The sequence below is a fragment of the Aquabacterium sp. genome (assembly GCF_044226965.1).
Lineage (GTDB): Bacteria > Pseudomonadota > Gammaproteobacteria > Burkholderiales > Burkholderiaceae_C > Pseudaquabacterium.
Window position 1 is genome coordinate 1 of the sequence record NZ_JBGAGA010000027.1, and the last position, 18,194, is coordinate 18,194.

The following is an 18,194-nucleotide window of genomic DNA, read 5'->3' on the forward strand; positions in this document are numbered from 1 at the left end:
AGCGCGCGCAACCGCTTCACGAAGGCCACCGGCGCGGCGTAGAAGCCGCCTTCGCCCTGCACCGGCTCGAGGATGATCGCGGCCACGCGGGCCGGCTCGACGTCGCACTTGAAGATGGCTTCGATCGAATCCATCGCGTCGTCGATGCTCACGCCGTGCAGCAGGTTGGGATAACGCGCATGGTAGATCTCGGCCGGGAAGGGGCCGAAGCCGAGCTTGTAGGGCGCCACCTTGCCGGTGAGGGCCATGCCCATCATCGTGCGGCCGTGGAAGCCGCCGCCGAAGGCAATGACCGCCGAGCGCTTCGTGTAGGCGCGGGCGATCTTGATCGCGTTCTCCACCGCCTCGGCGCCGGTGCTCATCAGGAAGCTCTTCTTCGCGAAGGCACCGGGCGCCATCGCGTTCAGGCGCTCGGCCAGTTCGACGTAGGGCTCGTAGGCCAGCACCTGGAAGCAGGTGTGGGTGTAGCGCTCGAGCTGCTGCTGCACCGCGGCCACCAGGCGCGGGTGGCGGTGGCCGGTGTTCAGCACCGCGATGCCGCCGGCGAAGTCGATGTAGCGCCGGCCCTCGACGTCCCACACCTCGGCGTTCTCGGCGCGTTCGACGAAGATCTCGTGTGCCTGGCCCAGGCCGGCCGGCAGCGCGGCGCGGCGGCGGGCCATCAGGGCGGCGTTGTTCAGGTGGGCTTCGCGTTGCATGTGCGTTTCCGTGCTGTCATTGGCCGCGACTCTAGGAGCCCGGGTCGGGCGATACCATGTACAGAACGGGGTCTTGGCACGATGCACTGTGCTGGTCCGAACCCCTGTACAGACGAACCCGGTCCCTTCCTCATGCTCACGCTCCAAGCCCATTCGCCGGTGCCGCTGGTCACGCAGATCGTCGACGGCCTGCGCAAGCTGATCGAGGAGGGCGGGCTGCGTGCCGGCACCAAGCTGCCGTCGATCCGTCAGTTCGCGCAGGCCCATGCGGTGAGCGTGTTCACCGTGGTCGAGGCCTACGACCGGCTGGTGGCCCAGGGCTGGCTGGTGTCGCGCCCGCACTCGGGCTTCTTCGTGCGGCGCCGCGCGGGCGCTTCGCACGCTGCGGCCCTCGCGGCGCCGGGGGCCAGCGGTGCGGCCTTCGACGCGATGTGGTACCTGCGCAAGATCTTCGAGAACCGCCATCTGTCGATGAAGCCCGGCTGCGGCTGGCTGCCGCACGACTGGCTGTTCGAGGACGGCCTGAAGCGCAGCCTGCGCGGCCTGGCGGCCGAGGACATGGACCTCGGGGGCTATGGCGACCCCAAGGGCTACCCGCCGCTGCGCCAGCTGATCCGCGATGCGCTGGCCGAACAGGAGATCGCCGTCACCGCCGAGCAGGTGCTGCTGACGCAGGGCAGCAGCCAGGGCCTGGACCTGGCCGCGCGGCGCCTGGTGCGGCCGGGTGACGCCGTGCTGGTGGACGATCCCGGCTATGCCAACCAGCTGTTCGGCCTGCGCTTCCTGGGCGCGAAGTTGATCGGCGTGCCGCGCCTGCCCGGCGGCTACGACCTGGCTGCGCTGGAGCGGCTGGTCGAGCAGCACAAGCCGCGCGTGTTCTTCACGCAGCCGCGGCTGCAGAGCCCCACCGGCACGGTGGTGCCGCTGGCGCAGCTGCACCGCGTGCTGCAGCTGGCCGAGAAGCACGACCTGCTGATCGTCGAGAACGACATCTATGCCGACCTCGATCCGCAGCCGCGCGCGTCACTGGCCAGCCTGGACCAGCTCAACCGCGTGGTGCAGATCGGCAGCTATTCGAAGACGATCTCGCCGAACATCCGCGTCGGCCACGTGGTGGGCCATCCCGACCTGGTGGAGGACCTGGCGCAGATGAAGCTGCTGGCGGGCCTGACCTCGTCGGAGTTCGGCGAGCGCCTGGCCTACGGCGCGCTGACCGAAGGGCGCTGGCGCAAGCACCTGAAGGCCCTGCGCGAGCGCCTGGCGCAGGCGCACGAGCGGGTGGGCCAGCGGCTGGACGCGCTGGGCTTCGAGCTGTTCGCCGAGCCCAAGGCGGGCATGCTGCTGTGGGCCCGCCATCCGGCGATTCCGGATTCGGCGCAGGCCTCGATCGAGGCGGCCGAGAGCGACATCCTGCTCGGCCCCGGCCACCTGTTCAGCGTCGACATGGCGCCGACGCCGTGGATGCGCTTCAACGTCGCGTTCTGCGGCGACGAGCGGGTGTTCGCCTTCCTCGAGCGCTGCTGCCGGGCAAAGTGAGCGGCCAGGCCCTTGCCGGGCCGCAGGCTCACTTGGCCATCAGCTTGGCTTCGCGCATCAGCACGCGGTGGTAGCTCTCGGCGCGGTCCAGCCACTCCACGTACTGCGCGCCGCTCAACGCCGTCTGGCGGAAGGCGCCCTTGGCCATGAAGTCGCGCCACTCGGGCAGCTCGCGCACCTTGGCCAGCAGCTGCACGTAGTAGGCCACCTGGTCGGGCGTGGCCTGCGGCGTCATGAAGAAGCCGCGCAGCATCAGGTACTGCGCCGGGATGCCGGCCGACATGCAGGTGGGGATGTCGTTCCACGACTGGCCGTTCGAGAGCTTGGCCGTGTAGCCCAGCGGGCCGCCGTCGAACACGCACAGCGGCCTGAGCTTGCCGCTGCGCCACAGGCCCTCGGCCTCGATCGGGTTGTTGACCGTCAGGTCCACCTCGCCGGCGGCCAGCGACTTGGCGACATCGCCGCCGCCCTTCAGCGGCACGTACTGGATGCGTGTGCCGGCGGCGGTCTCGAGCAGCACGCTGATCAGCTGGTCTTCCTGCTTGCTGCCGGTGCCGCCGAGCTTGAAGCCGTTCGGGCCCTTGGCCTTCATCGCGGCCAGCAGGTCCTGCGCGGTCTTGTACGGTGTGTCGGCGTTGACCCACAGCACGAACTGGTCCAGCGCCATCATCGACAGCGGCGTGATGTCGCGCCAGCCGAACGGCACGCCGGTGGCCAGCGGCACCGTGAACAGGTTCGACAGCGTGATGACCAGCTTGTGCGGGTTGCCCTTGTCGGCCTTCACGTCCAGCAGGCCCTCGGCGCCCGAGTTGCCGGCCTTGTTGACCACCTTCATCGGCTGGCTCATCAGCTTGTGCTTGGTGACCATCTCCTGGACGAAGCGTGCCATCTGGTCGGCGCCGCCGCCGGTGCCGGCCGGCACGACGATCTCCACCGGCTGGGTCGGCTCCCAGGCCGCCGCGGCCAGCGGCAGCAGCAGCGCGCCGATGGCGCTGGCCCAGCGTTGCAGCGGGCCCAGGTTGAACAGCCGGCGCAGTCCCGGGCGGATCAGGGGGTGGCGATGGTCTGGCAAGGCAATGGGCATGCGGCCCTCGGCAACGAGGCCGGCAAGCGGTGAATGGGATCCGGCAACTGTAAGCGGTGTGGGCATGCCCTGTGGGCTGCTGCGGCCAGCAGGGTGCTGCGGTGAGGACTAGCGCACGGATGCCCGCCAGTAGAATTGCAACCTTATGAAAGCCGCCGACATCCGCTCCACGTTCCTGAAATTCTTCGAGTCCAAGGGCCACCAGATCGTGGCCTCGTCCCCGGTGGTGCCGGGCGACGACCCGACGCTGCTGTTCACCAACGCCGGGATGAACCAGTTCAAGGACGTGTTCCTCGGCTTCGACAAGCGGCCCTACACGCGCGCGGCCACGTCGCAGAAGTGCATCCGCGCCGGCGGCAAGCACAACGACCTGGACAACGTGGGCTACACCGCGCGGCACCACACCTTCTTCGAGATGCTGGGCAACTTCAGCTTCGGCGACTACTTCAAGCACGACGCGCTCAAGTTCGCCTGGGAACTGCTGACGGTGCACTTCAAGCTGCCGCAGGACAAGCTCTGGGCCACCGTCTATGCCGAGGACGACGAGGCCTATGACATCTGGAAGAACGTGATCGGGCTGCCCGCCGAGCGCATCGTGCGCATCGGCGACAACAAGGGCGGCCGCTACATGTCCGACAACTTCTGGATGATGGGCGACACCGGCCCCTGCGGTCCGTGCTCCGAGATCTTCTACGACCACGGCCCCGACGTGGCCGGCGGCCCGCCGGGGTCGCCCGAGCAGGACGGCGACCGCTACATCGAGATCTGGAACAACGTGTTCATGCAGTTCAATCGCACCGAAGACGGTGTGATGCATCGGCTGCCCAAGCCCAGCGTGGACACCGGCATGGGCCTGGAGCGCCTGGCCGCGGTGCTGCAGCATGTGCACTCGAACTACGAGATCGACCTCTTCGTCACGCTGCTGGCGGCGGCCAAGAAGGCCGTCGACGAGGCCGGCGGTGGCGATTGCGACGCCACCAGCCCGAGCCTGAAGGTCATCGCCGACCACATCCGCGCCTGCGCGTTCACCGTGGTCGACGGCGTCATTCCCGGCAACGCCGGCCGCGGCTACGTGCTGCGCCGCATCGCGCGCCGCGCCATCCGCCACGGCTACAAGCTCGGCGCGCGCGTGCCCTTCTTCCACAAGCTGGTGGCCGCGCTCGACGCCGAGATGGGCGAGGCCTACCCCGAGCTGCGCCGCAGCGCCGCGCGCGTGACCGAGGTGCTGCAGCAGGAGGAAGAGCGCTTCTTCAAGACCATCGCCCACGGCATGGAGATCCTGGAAGCGGCCCTGGCCAGCGGTGCGAAGCAGATCGACGGCGACACCGCCTTCAAGCTGCACGACACCTACGGGTTCCCGGTCGACCTGACCGCCGACGTCTGCCGCGAGCGCGGCGTCACGGTCGACGAGGCGCGCTTCCACGTGCTGCTGGAAGAGCAGAAGCAGCGCGCCCGCGAGGCGGGCAAGTTCAAGATGGCGCAGGGCCTCGAGTACAGCGGTTCGGCCACGTCCTTCCAGGGTTATGAGCATCTGGCGGTCGACGGCGCCAGGGTGCTGGCGATGTACCTCGACGGCACGCCGGTGCAGGCCGCGACGGCCGGCGACGACGTGGTCATCGTGCTGGACCAGACCCCGTTCTACGCCGAGAGCGGCGGCCAGGCGGGCGACAGCGGCGAGCTGCGCAACGCCACCACGCGCGTGCTGGTGGAGGACACCGTGAAGATCCAGGCCGACGTGTTCGGCCACCACGGCCGCATTGCCGAAGGCACGGTGAGCGTGGGCGACGTCTTCGCCGCGCGCGTGAACGGCGAACTGCGCGCGAAGACCATGCGCAACCACAGCGCCACGCACCTGATGCACAAGGCGCTGCGCGAGGTGCTGGGCGGGCATGTGCAGCAGAAGGGCTCGCTGGTGAATGCCGAGCGCACCCGCTTCGACTTCGCGCACACCGCGCCGATGACCGACGAGCAGGTCCGCAAGGTCGAGGCCATCGTCAACGCGGAAGTGCTGGCCAATGCCGCGACGCAGGCCCAGGTGATGGCGCTGGACGATGCGCAGAAGAGCGGCGCGATGATGCTGTTCGGCGAAAAGTACGGCGAGACCGTGCGCGTGCTGAGCATTGGCACCAGCAAGGAACTGTGCGGCGGCACCCACGTGCAGCGCACCGGCGACATCGGGCTGTTCAAGATCGTCGCCGAAGGCGGCGTGGCCGCCGGCATCCGCCGCGTCGAGGCGGTGACCGGCGACAACGCGCTGGCCTACCTGCAGACACTCGAATCCACCGTGGGTGGCGTGGCCGGGGCGCTGAAGGTCACGCCCGCCGAGGTGCAATCGCGCCTCGGCAGCGTGCTCGAGCAGGTGCGCTCGCTCGAGAAGGAGATCGCCGCGCTGAAGGGCAAGCTGGCCTCGGCCCAGGGCGACGAGCTGCTGGCGCAGGCGGTGGACGTCAAGGGCATCAAGGTGCTGGCGGCCACGCTGGCTGGCGCCGATGCCAAGACGCTGCGCGACACGATGGACAAGCTGAAGGACAAGCTGAAGACCGCCGCCATCGTGCTGGCCGCGGTGGATGGCGACAAGGTGCAGCTGGCCGCCGGTGTCACCGCCGACAGCATTGCGAAGGTCAAGGCCGGCGAGCTGGTGAACTTCGTCGCGCAGCAGGTCGGCGGCAAGGGCGGTGGCAAGCCCGACCTGGCGATGGCCGGTGGCAGCAGCGCCGCCCAGCTGCCCCAGGCGCTGGCCTCGGTGCAGGCCTGGGTCGCCGAGCGCGCCTGATGCGATGACGGGCAGCGCGCGGCCGCCGATCACCGTGCGCCGCGCGACGCTGGCCGATGCGGCCGCGATGGCGCGCACCATGGGCGACCCGCTGGTGCTGCCGCAGCTGATGCAGGTGCCCTTCCACAGCGAGGAGATGTGGCGCGCCCGGCTCGGCGACATGCTCGCGCCCGGCAAGCCCGACCTGTTGCTGGTGGCCGAGCGGCCGGATGCGGATGGCCGGCCCGAGGTGGTGGGCAATGCCGGGCTGCATCCGGCCGGCGTGGCGGTGCGGCGCCGGCATGTGATGTCGATCGGCATCGCGGTGTGGTCCGCGGCGCAGGGCCAGGGCGTCGGCAGCGCGCTGATGGCCGCGCTGTGCGACTGGGCCGACCACTGGGGCCAGGTGCTGCGGCTGGAGCTCTCGGTGTACGCCGACAACGCCCGTGCCATCGCGCTGTACCGGCGCTTCGGCTTCGTGCAGGAGGGCTACCACCGCGGCTACGCGCTGCGCGAGGGCCAGTATGCGGACGTGCTGTCGATGGCGCGCTTCCACCCTGCGCCGCCGCGCATCACGGTGCCCGAAGCCTCAGGCTGCTAACCCGCAAAGACTGTAGAGCCGGTCGGCGTCCAGCAAGGTCAGCATCGGGCCATGGCCGCGCACCAGGCGGTCGCCGCCGGCGCCGGCCTGCTGGCCGATGCTGCCGGTCCCCAGGCTCAGGCCCAGTGGCTGCAGGTCGCTGCCGGCGGCCTGGAACACGGGGCCCAGCTCCTGCACCCGCAGCGCCAGCGGCTTGCCTTGCGCGGTGGTGACCACGATCACCGGCGCATCGGCCGGCGCCGGCGCGCCGCCGCGCAGCGCGCCCAGGTCGATGGTCATGATCATCCGACCCTCGAACGGCAGCATGCCCAGCACATGCGGCGGCACGCCGGGCAGGGCGGCGACGCGCGGATGTTCCAGTGCGGTGTGCACCTGCGCCACCGGCAGGCCCAGCCACTGCTGGTTGGCGACGAAGGAGGCGATCTCCAGTGCACCGTCGTTGCTGGCCTGGCGCGGCGCCGGCGGCGGTTCGAAGGCGGGCAGGGCGGTGCCGGCCTGTTCGAGCCGCTGGCCCAGGCGCATCAGCACCAGTGCGGCCACGTCCTCGTCGGGCCGCTGCGGCGTGCCGTGGTACTCGCGGTAGCCGCCGGCCATGCTGAAGGCGGCGGCGTGCGCCACGCCGTCGATGTCGATCACCGTGCTGTGGGCCTGGCCGCGCGCCAGCGTGGCGGGCGACACGGGGGCCTGGCCGCCCACCGGCCAGCGCGCGTCGGTGCTGGCCACCACCTGGCCGCCGCGGGTGACGAACAGCGCGCTGCTGCCGGGCAGCGGGCGGCCGTCGCCGCCGGCGGGCAGGGCGTCGCGCAGCATCGCGGCGAATTGCGGCTCGCCGTCGAAGACGATGGCGATGCCGCCCAGCACGGGGCCGCTCAATTCGGGCAATAGCGCAGCGCTGTAGACGTAGGTCGGCCGCTCGCCGTACAGGGGGCTCGCGCCGTGGCGCGACATCACGAAGGACTGGCTGTCACGCAGGCTCAGCGTCGAGGCCAGCCAGTCGGCCTGCAGCGGGCGGCCGACCCAGTCCTGCGCAGCCGGCTGCGACACCGCCACCACCCGGCCCTGGGCATCGAACAGCAGCAGCAGCGCGTACACCGTGTACAGGCGGTTGATGGCCTGCAACACCGCCGTGGCGCGGGCGCCGTCGCGCTGCCCGGCCGGTTGCGCCAGCACGTCGCGCAGTTCGCCGTTCAGGGCCCACCAGCGGCAGTCGTTCGCACGCTCGTACAGGTTGCGGTCCATGATGTCCACGGCCAGCCGGGCGCGGGCCTGCGCGGTGTCGAACACCGTGCCCAGCGCCGAGCGGTGCAGGTTGCCAGTGGCCTGCGCGAACAGCGCGCGGATCCGCTCGCCGGTGTGGCCGACCTCGCGCAGCAGGGTGCCCGCGAAATCGCTGCCGACGCCAGCGCTGGCCGGCCGCAGGCGGCCGTTCCACAGCACGCGCGAGAGGTCGCGCTGGATCCGCGCGGCCTGGCGCGGGATGCGGTGCAGCTCTTCGTCGAACAGTGCGTTCGTGTCCAGTGCACCGACCAGTCCGTCGAGCGCCTGGTCCTGCGACGCTGCGCCGGTGTCCTTCTCGTGCTCGAAGGCCAGGTCGATCGGCACCAGCACGCAGCCGCTCCAGCCGGGGCCGCGATAGCCCTCGTACGCGGTGGCAGCCGTCAGCACGCACAGGTAGTCGCGGCCGGCGAAGCGCATGCGATGGTGGCCGGCGCCGGTGGTTGTGTCGGCGGGCGCGGCGGGCAGCGCGGCGCCCAGCGGCAACTGCCAGGGGTCGGAGCTCGCCACCACCTGGTGCTGCGCGTCCACCAGTGCCATCACCGCGCGGCCGCCGGCATCGCGCAGCTGCCGGAAGATGCCGGTCATCTCGTCGGCGAAGCGGAACGACAGCGCCAGCACGCCGCAGACGCGGCCTTCGCTGCGAATGGCCTGCGCGTACAGCAGTGCGCTGCGCCCACCCATCAGCGCCGAGGGACCGAAGCGTTCGACATGGCCGCCGGCCTGTGCGGCCTGGCCGACCCAGGCTTCGCTGCAGTCGACGGCCGCGGCGGCAGTGTCCAGGCGCGCGAGCAGCCGGCCCTGCGGATCCAGCACGATCACGTCGTCGTAGACCGAATACTGGGCCACGTAGTCGCGAAAGCGCGCCTGCATCGCTTCGCGCGTCGGGCGGTCTTCGCGCGCGGGGTCGCAGAACGCGACCAGTGCACTGTCGGCCGACAGGAAACCGACATCGGCGGTGCGTTCGAACAGGTTGCGCACCAGGATGTCGATCGCCACCTGGGCCTGGCCGCGCATCTGCTGCAGCTGCTTGGTGAGCAGGCTGCGCGCCAGGCTGTCGAGCAGGGTTTCGGTGAGCGACTGGAACTCGCGCCGCGTGCTGCCGATGTCCGGCACCGTGCCGCTCATCTGGCCGAGCATCGACAGGCTGTCCCACAGCGTCTGCAGGCGCAGCATGGCTTCGCGGTACTCGTCCACCACCGGCATGCGGCTGACGAGCGGTGCGACTTCGGCGGAGAACGGGATGCCGCGGCGGATGGTCTTGGTGTTCAAGGCGGGCCTCTTCGGGTGCGCAGTGGCACCGGCGAAGGCAGGTGCCAGGCCCACGGTAGAAGGCCTTTTCAGGGACGAATGGCCGAAAAGAGGTCGCTTGGCGGTGCAGTCCTGCCCGCGGTGCAGCCAGGCTGCGGCGTGGTGCATCACTGCGCCGTGCTGGTGCGTGGCGAGGCCGGCCGGCGGGTCGCTCGGGCCGGCGACAATGCATGAAAGCAACACCGGATTCGCCCATGACCCTGCCCGTGCAGCACAACACCGAAGAAGAGATCGAACGCATCGAGCAGCTGTGCGACCGCCTGGCCGGCTTCGGCATCGACGTGTCGGTGGAATGGGTCGACGGCTTCATGACCGCGTTGCTGGCCGGCCGCCGCACGATGCTGCCGAGCGAATGGCTGCCGGCGATGTTCGGCGATGCCTTCGATCGCGCCTTTGCCGACCCGGCCGATGCCGGGCAGGCGCTGCAGGCCCTGATGGCGCGCTGGAACGTGCTGGCGCGCCAGCTCGACCCCGAGGCCTTGCTCGACGAGCCGGACACGCTGCGCATCGCCCCGCTGATGATCCAGTACGACGACGCGATGCGGCGCGAAGTGGTCGAGGCCGGCCACATGAGCGCCGAGGAAGCCGAGCAACTGCTGCAGACCGGCGCGCTGTGGGCCGAAGGCTTCCGCGCCGCGACCGAGGCCTTCTCCGCGGACTGGCCGCAACCCGACGACAGCGAGGAGGGTCGCTGGTACGACGACTGCCTGATGCGCGTGATGGCGCTGATGCTGCCGCCGGAGGACCTGAAGGCCTACGCGCTGGAGTCCTACCCCGATGGTTCGCCGAGCCGCGAGGACCTGATCGACGATGCCTGCTTCGGCGTGCAGGACCTGCGGGTGTACTGGCTGGACCACGGCGCCAAGCCCGAGCAGCGGCGCGTCGAGGTGGCGCCCGGCCGCAACGACCCCTGCCCCTGCGGCAGCGGGAAGAAATACAAGAAGTGCCACGGCGCCTGATCAACGCGCGGCAGTGCGGCCGAACGGCCGATTGGCTGGCACGAGCGGCGGCGGGCCGCGCCGACAATCCTTGCCATCGACCACAGCCTTTCGCCTGCCCCATGAAGATCGGATACGCGTTCAATGAATTGCTGGCCGTGCTGCTGCTGGCCACCGGCGCCTTGAGCCTGGCCTGGCTGCTGCTGCGCCGTGGCCGGCAGCACAAGCCCTGGTGGGTGCACTGGGGGGCCGACTTCTTCACCGTGATTGCGCTGGTGTTCACCTGCCGGGTGGCGCTGGCCGACTGGCAGCGCGTGCCCAGCGCCTCGATGGAGCCCACGCTGCGCGTGGGCGACATGCTGCTGATCAACCACCTGGCCTACGGCCCGCGGCTGCCCTTCACCAACACTGCGATCCCGATGGGCACGCCGCAGCGCGGCGACATCGCCGTGTTCCGCTACCCGCCGGATGTGTCGCAGTTCTACGTCAAGCGCATCGTCGGGCTGCCCGGGGACAAGGTGCAGTTCCGCGATGGCATCCTGGCCGTGAACGGCCAGCCGCTGCAGGCCGAGGACCTGGGCTGGGGCACCCATCCGGCCGACGCGGGCCAGCGCCTGCTGCGCGAGACGCTCGGCGGTCGCCCGCACGAGATGAAGCTCAACCCCTTCGTGATGGGCCGGCTGCCGCTGCAGGCGCTGGGCGAGCCTGACTGCCAAAGTGAGCGGCCTGCAGCCTGGACCTGCACGGTGCCGCCGGAGCACCTGCTGGCCATCGGCGACAACCGCGACAACTCGGCCGATTCGCGCGCATGGGGTTTCGTGCCCGAGCGCGAGATCTACGGCCGCGTCGACCGCGTGCTGTTCAACTACCTCGAGTTCGACCGCTTCTGGCACAAGCCCGAGTGAACGGCAGCCCTGCCGGCACGACGGCAGGGCGCGCTGCGCTACATTGCGCGCCATGTCGACACTCCCCTCCCTGGCCGGGCGCCACATCGTGCTGGGCCTGTCCGGCGGCATCGCCTGCTACAAGTCCGCCGAACTGGTGCGCGAGCTCGGCCGCGCCGGTGCCACCGTGCAGGTGGTGATGACCGAGGCCGCGCAGGCCTTCATCACGCCGGTGACGATGCAGGCGCTGTCCGGCCGCCCGGTGGCCACCAGCCAGTGGGACGCGCGCGAGCCGAACAACATGGCGCACATCAACCTCTCGCGCGAGGCCGATGCGATCCTGGTGGCGCCCGCGTCGGCCGACTTCATCGCCAAGCTGGCGCAGGGCCGTGCCGACGAGCTGCTGTCGCTGCTGTGCCTGGCGCGGCCGCTCGAGCGCTGCCCGCTGCTGCTGGCCCCGGCGATGAACCGCGAGATGTGGGCCCACCCGGCCACCCGGCGCAACGTCGCGCAGGTGGTGGCCGACGGCGCCACGCTGTTCGGGCCCGATGCCGGTGACCAGGCCTGCGGCGAGACCGGCGACGGCCGCATGCTCGAGGCCGAGGACATCCGCGACGAGCTGATCGCCTTCTTCCAGCCCAAGCTGCTGGCGGGCCGGAAGGTGCTGATCACCGCCGGCCCGACCTTCGAGGCCATCGATCCAGTGCGTGGCATCACCAACCTGTCCAGCGGCAAGATGGGCTTTGCGATCGCGCGCGCGGCGCAGGAGGCGGGCGCCGAGGTCACGCTGGTGGCCGGGCCGGTGCACCTGCCCACGCCGCGCCATGTGCGCCGCATCGACGTGCAGAGCGCGCAGCAGATGCACGATGCCGTGCTGCCGCTGGCGCCGGCGCAGCAGGTGTTCGTCGCCACGGCGGCGGTGGCGGACTGGCGACCGGCCAGCCTGGCCGAGCACAAGATCAAGAAGGAATCCGGCCGCAGCGTGCCGGCCTTCGAGCTGACCGAGAACCCCGACATCCTGGCCGCGGTGGCGCGGCTGCCGCAGCGTCCCTATTGCGTCGGGTTCGCGGCCGAGAGCGGCGACCTCGTCAAGCATGCGCGCGAGAAGCGCATCCGCAAGAACGTGCCGCTGCTGGTGGGCAACCTGGGCCCGGCCACCTTCGGGCGCGACGACAACACCCTGCTGCTGGTGGACGAGCAGGGCGAGCGCGAGATCGCCACCGCCGACAAGCTGAGCCTGGCGCGCACGCTGGTGCGCGAGATTGCCAACCGACTGACCTCATGACGACGATCGACGTGAAAGTGCTCGATGCCCGCATGGCCGAGCAATTGCCGAGTTATGCCACGCCGGGCAGCGCCGGACTGGACCTGCGCGCCTGCCTGGACGCGCCGCTGGTGCTCGAGCCGGGCCAGTCGGCCCTGATCCCCACCGGCCTGGCCATCCACATCGGCGATCCCGGCCTGGCCGCGATGATCCTGCCGCGCTCTGGGCTGGGCCACAAGCACGGCATCGTGCTGGGCAACCTGGTGGGCCTGATCGACAGCGACTACCAGGGCCCGCTGATGGTGAGCTGCTGGAACCGCGGCAGCGCGAGCTTCACGATCCAGCCGCTCGAGCGCATCGCGCAGATGATCGTCGTGCCCGTGGTGCAGGCGGCCTTTCGCCGCGTCGACGAGTTCGAGGCCTCGGCGCGTGGTGAGGGCGGTTTCGGCTCGACCGGCAAGCGCTGAGCGAACCGGGCTCAGTGCAGCTGCTGCGACGACGGTGCCGTCGACAGCACGCTGACCATGCCGTCCGAGGTGACGGAGCCGGCTTCGCGCTCTTCCTCGGTGGCTTCGCGCACGGCAATCACCTTCACCTGCAGCTGCAGCGCGACGCCGGCCAGCGGGTGGTTGCCGTCCAGCACCACGTGCGAGGGGTAGATCTCGGTGATGGTGTAGATCACGTCCGGCGGCATGCCGGTGGTTTGCGCGCCTTCGGGCAGGCCGTCGAACTGCATGCCTTCCTCCAGCGTGTCCGGGAACAGCGCGCGGTCCTCGAAGCACACCAGCTCGGCGCGGTAGTCGCCGAAGGCATGTTCGGGCTCCAGGTGCAGGTGGATCTCGAAACCGGCCTCCTGGCCGGCCAGCGCCTCTTCCAGCTTGGGCAGCAGGTCGTCGCCGCCGTAGAAGAACTCCAGCGGTTCGGTCAGTTCGTCAATGGGCTCGCCCTGGCCGTCGGCCAGCGTCCAGGTGAGGCTCACGACGCAGGGGTCGGTGATCAGCATCGGGGCATGATCGCACATCGGCGAAGCGACAATGCCCGGCATGAACGTTGACGCGACGCTGGATCTGTTGGGCGGCCTGTCGCCGGCGCAATTCATGCGCCGGCACTGGCAGAGGAAGCCGCTGCTGGTGCGCGGCGCCTGGGCCGGGGTGCAGCCGCCGCTGGACCGGGCAGCGCTGTTCGCGCTGGCGGGACAGGAGGGGGTGGAGTCGCGGCTGCTGACGCGCTTCGACGGCGCCTGGCGCCTGCGCCATGGCCCTTTCGCGCGGCGTTCGATTCCGCCCACCACGCGCCCCGACTGGACCCTGCTGGTGCAGGGACTGGACCTGCATGTGCCCGCGGCCCGCGCCATGCTGTCGCGCTTTCGCTTCGTGCCCGAAGCGCGGCTCGACGATCTGATGATCTCGTATGCCAGCGCCGGCGGCGGCGTCGGGCCGCACTACGATTCCTACGACGTCTTCCTGCTGCAGGTGCATGGCCGGCGCCGCTGGCGTTTCGGCCCGCTGACCGATCGCTCGCTGGTCGACGGGCTGCCGGTGAAGATCCTCCAAAGTTTCGAGCCGCGCGAGGACGTGGTGCTGGCGCCGGGCGACATGCTGTACCTGCCGCCCTTGTGGGGCCACGATGGCCAGGCGGTGGACGAGTGCATGACCTGCTCGATCGGCTTTCGTGCCGCCACCGCGACCGAGCTGGCGCAGCAGCTGCTGCCGCGCCTGGCCGAGGACCTGGAGCCCCGCGCGCGGGAGCCGATCTACCGTGACGCGCGCCAACCGGCCACGGAGACGCCGGGGGCCCTGCCGGCCAGCCTGCGCGCCTACGCGCAGCAGGTGCTGGAACGGGTCCTGGCCGAACCCCAGGCGCTGGACCGCGCGCTGGGCAGCGTGCTCAGCGAGCCGAAGTCGCAGGTGTGGTTCGATGCCGGACAGGCGCTGCCCGCGGCGCCGGCCGCGCTGGTGCTGGACCGGCGCAGCCGCATGCTGTATGACGCGCACCATGTGTTCATCAACGGCGAGGCCTTCGTCGCCAGCGGGCGCGATGCACGGCTGATGCGCCGCCTGGCCGATCGACGCAGCCTGCCCGGCAGTGCCTGGACCCAGCTGAGCGAGGGCGCGCGCGCATTGCTCGACGAATGGGCGCAGGCCGGCTGGTTGCATGCACGGGAGAGCGAGGATGAATGAGGCACCGAACCCTGCGATCGAGGGCCGCGCCGAGCTGGTCGGCGCCTGGCGGCAGTTGCTGCTCACGGCCAGCGAGTCCGGCGCGCGCGAGCTCGTCTGCGTCGATGCCGACTTCGTGGACTGGCCCCTCGACGAGCCGGCGGTGATCGACGCACTGCAGCGCTGGGCCCGGCCGCATGGCCGCGTCTTTCGGATGCTGTCGTCCGACTTCGAGCCGGTGGCCCGCCGCTGCCCGCGCTTCGCGGCCTGGCGGCGCGACTGGGCGCACCGCTTCGAGGCCCGGTGCCCGGGCGCGGACGATCGCATCGAACTGCCTTCGCTGCTGCTGGCCGGAGCGCAGGCCGTCGAGGTGCTGGACCGCGAGCGCTGGCGTGCGCGCCACGTCACCGCGCCGGCCGACCTGAGGGCGCTGTACGAGCAATGTGAGGCTATTGCGCAACGTTGCGAGCCCGCGTGGCCTGCCACCACATTGGGTCTCTAGGGAACACCCCTAACAAGCTTGCTACAATCCGGGGCTGGGCTTGAAAAGGCTCGAGCTTTTCAAGCCTGGTTTTCGACCGAGTCTGAAATGCCGGATCGACGCGGTCCGCGCCAGATTCAATTACCGGTAATTCGTCGACATTTTTCACTGAGGACACAAATGAACAAGTCGCTCCTGTTGGCTTCCCTGGTTGCTGCCGTTGCGCTCGCCGCCTGCGGCAAGAAGGAAGAGCCGGCTGCCCCGCCGCCCGCTCCGGCTGCCGCCCCGGCCCCGGCGCCCGCTCCGGCCCCCGCTGCTTCGGCGGCCGACGCTGCTTCGGCCCCCGCCGCCGACGCCGCTGCTGCTGCCGCCGCTTCGGCTGCTGCCAGCAAGTAATCCGGCTGAGCACTGCGACAAAAAAAGCCGCCCACTTCGGGCGGCTTTTTTGTGCCCGCCGCGCGCTGCCGCGGCGGCGGAGCGGACGACCCAGCGCCGCTACTTCAGCTCTTCGAGCAGCCGCGTCACGATGGCGTTGGCATGTTCGCCCTTGTCCGCGCTGCCCTGGTTGTTGAGCACCACCACGGTGGTCTTGTCGCCGGTCGCCTTCACCTGCAGACGGTAGCGCTGGACCAGCGCCTGCGACTTGTCCGTACCGAACAGCTTGGCGAAGAAGCCCGGCTCGTCCTTGCCCGCGAGCTTCGGGTCCACGTAACGCACGTAGTAGAGACCGGCACTGCGATCGCGGTCTTCGACCGTGAAACCGCTGCGGTCGAGCGCCAGGCCCACGCGCCGCCAGGCGCGGTCGAACGCCTCGTCCACCTGCAGCGCGGCGCCGGGCTGGTCGGCCAGCAGGCGCGCGCGCGGCTGTGCCGCCGGGCCGGCGGCCGCAGCGCCGGTGGGTCCGGCAGCCACCACGCTGCGGGCCACTTCTTCCTTGGCGCCCAGGCGCAGCAGCAGGCGAGACAGCATCTCGGCTTCGAGCTGGGGATCGGACGGGCGCGGCTGCCAGGCGGTGCTGTCGCGCCGGTCGCCGGTCACTACCTCGACCAGGCCGCGGTGGCTGACGAAGATCTCGCTGCCGGTCCCGCTGCGATCGATGCGGGTGCGGAAGCGGTCGCGTTCGCTGGTCGAGAAGAAGCCGTCAAGAACTTTACCCAGCAGGTTGCGCACCGGATCCTGCGGCAGCCGGGCGCGGTTCTCGGCCCAGTCGGTTTCCATCATGCCGATCTCGGCGTTGTCCAGCGTCAGCGTGAAGCCGCGTTCGAGCCAGAAGTTGCGGATCTGTTGGTAGATCCGCTCCGGCGGCAAGGTGCTGACGATCCAGCGCTGGTTGCCCTGGCGTTCGATGCGGAAGTCGCCCGCCTGGTTCACGGCCACGGCGGGCACGGCGACCGCCGGACCCGCGCCGCCTTGCTGCATGGCCGTGGCGCTGATGACCCCGGCCTGCGGCTGGTAGCGCGTGTCGCGCGCCAGCTGGGTCAGATCGGGCGGCACCTCCAGGGGCTCCGTCTTGGCCGCCTGCGAGCGGTAGTTGACCTTGTCGTCGGAGATCGTGTTCTCCAGCGAGGAACAGCCGGCCAGCAGGGCGACCAGGGCCAGCGCGGCCGCGCGGGTCGGGGTGACGACGAACACACGATTCACAGTGCGGATCTCCAGAACAGGCCCTTGGCCCGGATGGCCAAACAATGGGGCCGGACGAAACGGAAGTGGCGAGCGCGGGTGCGGGCGGGGCCCGATTACAGCAGATCGGCTTCGCGCAGCGCGCGCTCGACCAGTGCCTGGCCGGCTTCGGTGAGCGGCACGATGGGCAGCCGCACATCCGGCCGGCACAGGCCCAGGCGCGACATGGCCCACTTGGTCGGCGCCGGGCTCGGCTCGCAGAACAGCTGCTTGTGCAGCGACAGCAGTCGCAGGTGGATCTCGCGCGCGCGCTGCACCTGGCCGTCGATGGCGGCGACGCACAGCTCGTGCATCAGCCGCGGCGCCACGTTGGCGGTGACGCTGACATTGCCATGCCCGCCCAGCAGCATCAGCGCGACGGCGGTGCCGTCGTCGCCCGAGTAGATCGAGAAACCCTTGGGCGCATGCTTGATCAACCAGGCCGCGCGCTCGATGTTGCCGGTGGCTTCCTTGATGCCGACGATGCCGGGCACCTGGGCCAGTCGCAGCGTGGTCTCGGGCAGCATGTCGGCCACGGTGCGGCCGGGCACGTTGTACAGCACCACCGGCAGGTCGACCGCTTCGGCAATCGCCTTGAAGTGCTGGTAGATGCCTTCCTGCGAGGGCTTGTTGTAGTAGGGCACGACCTGCAGCGTGCAGTCGGCGCCGACGGACTTGGAGAAGCGGGTCAGCTCGATCGCCTCGCGCGTCGAATTGGCACCGGCGCCGGCCATGATGGGTACGCGGCCCGCAGCATGCTCGACCGAGACGCGGATGATCTCGCAATGCTCCTGCACCGAGACGGTGGGCGATTCGCCGGTGGTGCCGACGACGCCGATGCAATCGGTGCCCTGGCTGATGTGCCAGTCGATCAGGCGGCGCAGGCCGTCGTAGTCGACGCTGCCGTCCTCGTTCATCGGCGTGACCAGCGCGACGATGCTGCCAACAATGGGTTTCATGCGAATTCCTTGGGAACCGGCGATTTTAGCCGGGCCGTCGGGCGTCACCGGGTCGGCAGGGCGACGCGCAGCGGCTGTGACGCCGCGGGGTCGGGCTGCAGCGCGGCAATGCGTTGCAGGAAGCGTGGCGGCGCATCGAGAAAGCCGTCCTCGTAGCCCACGATGCGCAGGCCGTCGCAGCGCGCCAGCAGTTCGCCTGGCGCGAGCAGGAAGTCGGGCCGCGACGGCTTGCCGACGGTTTCGTTGCCTTGCGCGAAGGTCTCGTAGACCAGCAGGCCACCGGGCGCGAGCGCGGCGCGCAGGCGGGGCCACAGCGGGCGCCACAGGTAGTTCGTGACCAGCACCAGGTCGAACTGCTGGTCCGGCAGCGGCCACGGTCCGCCTTCGACATCGGCCACCCGCACGTCGGCGATGGCCTGCAGTGGCTGCACGGCCGCGGCGTCGCGATCGACCGCGGTCACGCGCAAGCCCCGGTCGGCCAGCCAGCGCACATGCCGGCCGCTGCCGCAGGCCAGGTCGAGTGCGCGCATGCCCGGGTGCAGCAGGTGGCCCCAGCGCAGCAGCCAGGGCGAGGGGGGCAGCTCGGCGTGCAT

At 70.4% G+C, this 18,194-nt stretch carries 17 protein-coding genes; 10 read left to right on the plus strand and 7 right to left on the minus strand.

Going from position 1 to position 18,194, the window contains the following annotated elements; genetic code table 11:
* The coding region (locus tag ACILR4_RS13830; protein WP_395701445.1) for an aminotransferase class III-fold pyridoxal phosphate-dependent enzyme at positions 1-698 on the minus strand (698 nt) is incomplete at its 3' end.
* 132 nt (positions 699-830) lie between these two features.
* On the opposite strand from ACILR4_RS13830, the gene ACILR4_RS13835 reads away from it, so the two are divergent.
* Positions 831-2,234, plus strand: a complete 1,404-nt coding sequence (locus ACILR4_RS13835) for a PLP-dependent aminotransferase family protein (protein WP_395701446.1) — start codon at positions 831-833, stop codon at positions 2,232-2,234.
* Between the two features lie 28 nt (positions 2,235-2,262).
* Here ACILR4_RS13835 and ACILR4_RS13840 read toward each other — a convergent pair whose 3' ends face one another.
* A complete protein-coding gene (locus ACILR4_RS13840) occupies positions 2,263-3,318 on the minus strand; it encodes a Bug family tripartite tricarboxylate transporter substrate binding protein (protein ID WP_395701447.1) in 1,056 nt (351 codons plus the stop codon).
* Positions 3,319-3,463: 145 nt separating this feature from the next.
* Between ACILR4_RS13840 and alaS the strand changes: the two genes are divergently transcribed.
* Positions 3,464-6,091, plus strand: a complete 2,628-nt coding sequence (alaS, locus tag ACILR4_RS13845) for an alanine--tRNA ligase (RefSeq protein ID WP_395701448.1) — start codon at positions 3,464-3,466, stop codon at positions 6,089-6,091.
* Between the two features lie 4 nt (positions 6,092-6,095).
* A complete protein-coding gene (locus tag ACILR4_RS13850) occupies positions 6,096-6,671 on the plus strand; it encodes a GNAT family N-acetyltransferase (protein WP_395701449.1) in 576 nt (191 codons plus the stop codon).
* Here ACILR4_RS13850 and ACILR4_RS13855 read toward each other — a convergent pair.
* Positions 6,660-9,218, minus strand: a complete 2,559-nt coding sequence (locus ACILR4_RS13855) for a chemotaxis protein CheW (RefSeq protein WP_395701450.1) — start codon at positions 9,216-9,218, stop codon at positions 6,660-6,662. The genes ACILR4_RS13850 and ACILR4_RS13855 overlap by 12 nt on opposite strands.
* A gap of 233 nt (positions 9,219-9,451) precedes the next feature.
* Between ACILR4_RS13855 and ACILR4_RS13860 the strand changes: the two genes are divergently transcribed.
* The 4 genes from ACILR4_RS13860 (at position 9,452) to dut (ending at position 12,810) form a co-directional block, all read left to right on the plus strand.
* On the plus strand, positions 9,452-10,216 hold the full coding sequence (locus ACILR4_RS13860) for a UPF0149 family protein (RefSeq protein ID WP_395701451.1): 765 nt from the start codon (positions 9,452-9,454) through the stop codon (positions 10,214-10,216).
* A gap of 101 nt (positions 10,217-10,317) precedes the next feature.
* On the plus strand, positions 10,318-11,100 hold the full coding sequence (gene lepB / locus ACILR4_RS13865) for a signal peptidase I (RefSeq protein ID WP_395701452.1): 783 nt from the start codon (positions 10,318-10,320) through the stop codon (positions 11,098-11,100).
* A gap of 52 nt (positions 11,101-11,152) precedes the next feature.
* Positions 11,153-12,364: a bifunctional phosphopantothenoylcysteine decarboxylase/phosphopantothenate--cysteine ligase CoaBC gene (coaBC, locus tag ACILR4_RS13870; RefSeq protein ID WP_395701453.1), complete on the plus strand. Its 1,212-nt coding sequence runs from the start codon at positions 11,153-11,155 to the stop codon at positions 12,362-12,364.
* Positions 12,361-12,810, plus strand: a complete 450-nt coding sequence (gene dut / locus ACILR4_RS13875; RefSeq protein ID WP_395701454.1) for a dUTP diphosphatase — start codon at positions 12,361-12,363, stop codon at positions 12,808-12,810. The genes coaBC and dut overlap by 4 nt, the downstream gene beginning before the upstream one ends.
* An 11-nt stretch (positions 12,811-12,821) precedes the next feature.
* On the opposite strand, the gene ACILR4_RS13880 is transcribed toward dut, so the two are convergent.
* Entirely contained in the window at positions 12,822-13,346 is a 525-nt protein-coding gene (locus ACILR4_RS13880) for a peptidylprolyl isomerase (RefSeq protein ID WP_395701455.1), read from the minus strand.
* A gap of 40 nt (positions 13,347-13,386) precedes the next feature.
* On the opposite strand from ACILR4_RS13880, the gene ACILR4_RS13885 reads away from it, so the two are divergent.
* The 3 genes from ACILR4_RS13885 (at position 13,387) to ACILR4_RS13895 (ending at position 15,379) form a co-directional block, all read left to right on the plus strand.
* On the plus strand, positions 13,387-14,523 hold the full coding sequence (locus ACILR4_RS13885) for a JmjC domain-containing protein (protein ID WP_395701456.1): 1,137 nt from the start codon (positions 13,387-13,389) through the stop codon (positions 14,521-14,523).
* The gene (locus ACILR4_RS13890; protein WP_395701457.1) at positions 14,516-15,004 is read left to right on the plus strand and encodes a hypothetical protein; all 489 of its coding nucleotides are present in this window, start codon (positions 14,516-14,518) and stop codon (positions 15,002-15,004) included. The genes ACILR4_RS13885 and ACILR4_RS13890 overlap by 8 nt, the downstream gene beginning before the upstream one ends.
* Before the next feature lie 159 nt (positions 15,005-15,163).
* A complete protein-coding gene (locus ACILR4_RS13895; protein WP_395701458.1) occupies positions 15,164-15,379 on the plus strand; it encodes a hypothetical protein in 216 nt (71 codons plus the stop codon).
* 99 nt (positions 15,380-15,478) lie between these two features.
* Here ACILR4_RS13895 and bamC read toward each other — a convergent pair whose 3' ends face one another.
* From bamC to ACILR4_RS13910, 3 genes are all read right to left on the minus strand, one after another.
* Entirely contained in the window at positions 15,479-16,624 is a 1,146-nt protein-coding gene (gene bamC / locus ACILR4_RS13900; RefSeq protein WP_395701459.1) for an outer membrane protein assembly factor BamC, read from the minus strand.
* Between the two features lie 95 nt (positions 16,625-16,719).
* Entirely contained in the window at positions 16,720-17,601 is an 882-nt protein-coding gene (gene dapA / locus ACILR4_RS13905; RefSeq protein ID WP_395701460.1) for a 4-hydroxy-tetrahydrodipicolinate synthase, read from the minus strand.
* A 44-nt stretch (positions 17,602-17,645) separates the two neighbouring features.
* The gene (locus ACILR4_RS13910; RefSeq protein WP_395701461.1) at positions 17,646-18,194 is read right to left on the minus strand and encodes a class I SAM-dependent methyltransferase; all 549 of its coding nucleotides are present in this window, start codon (positions 18,192-18,194) and stop codon (positions 17,646-17,648) included.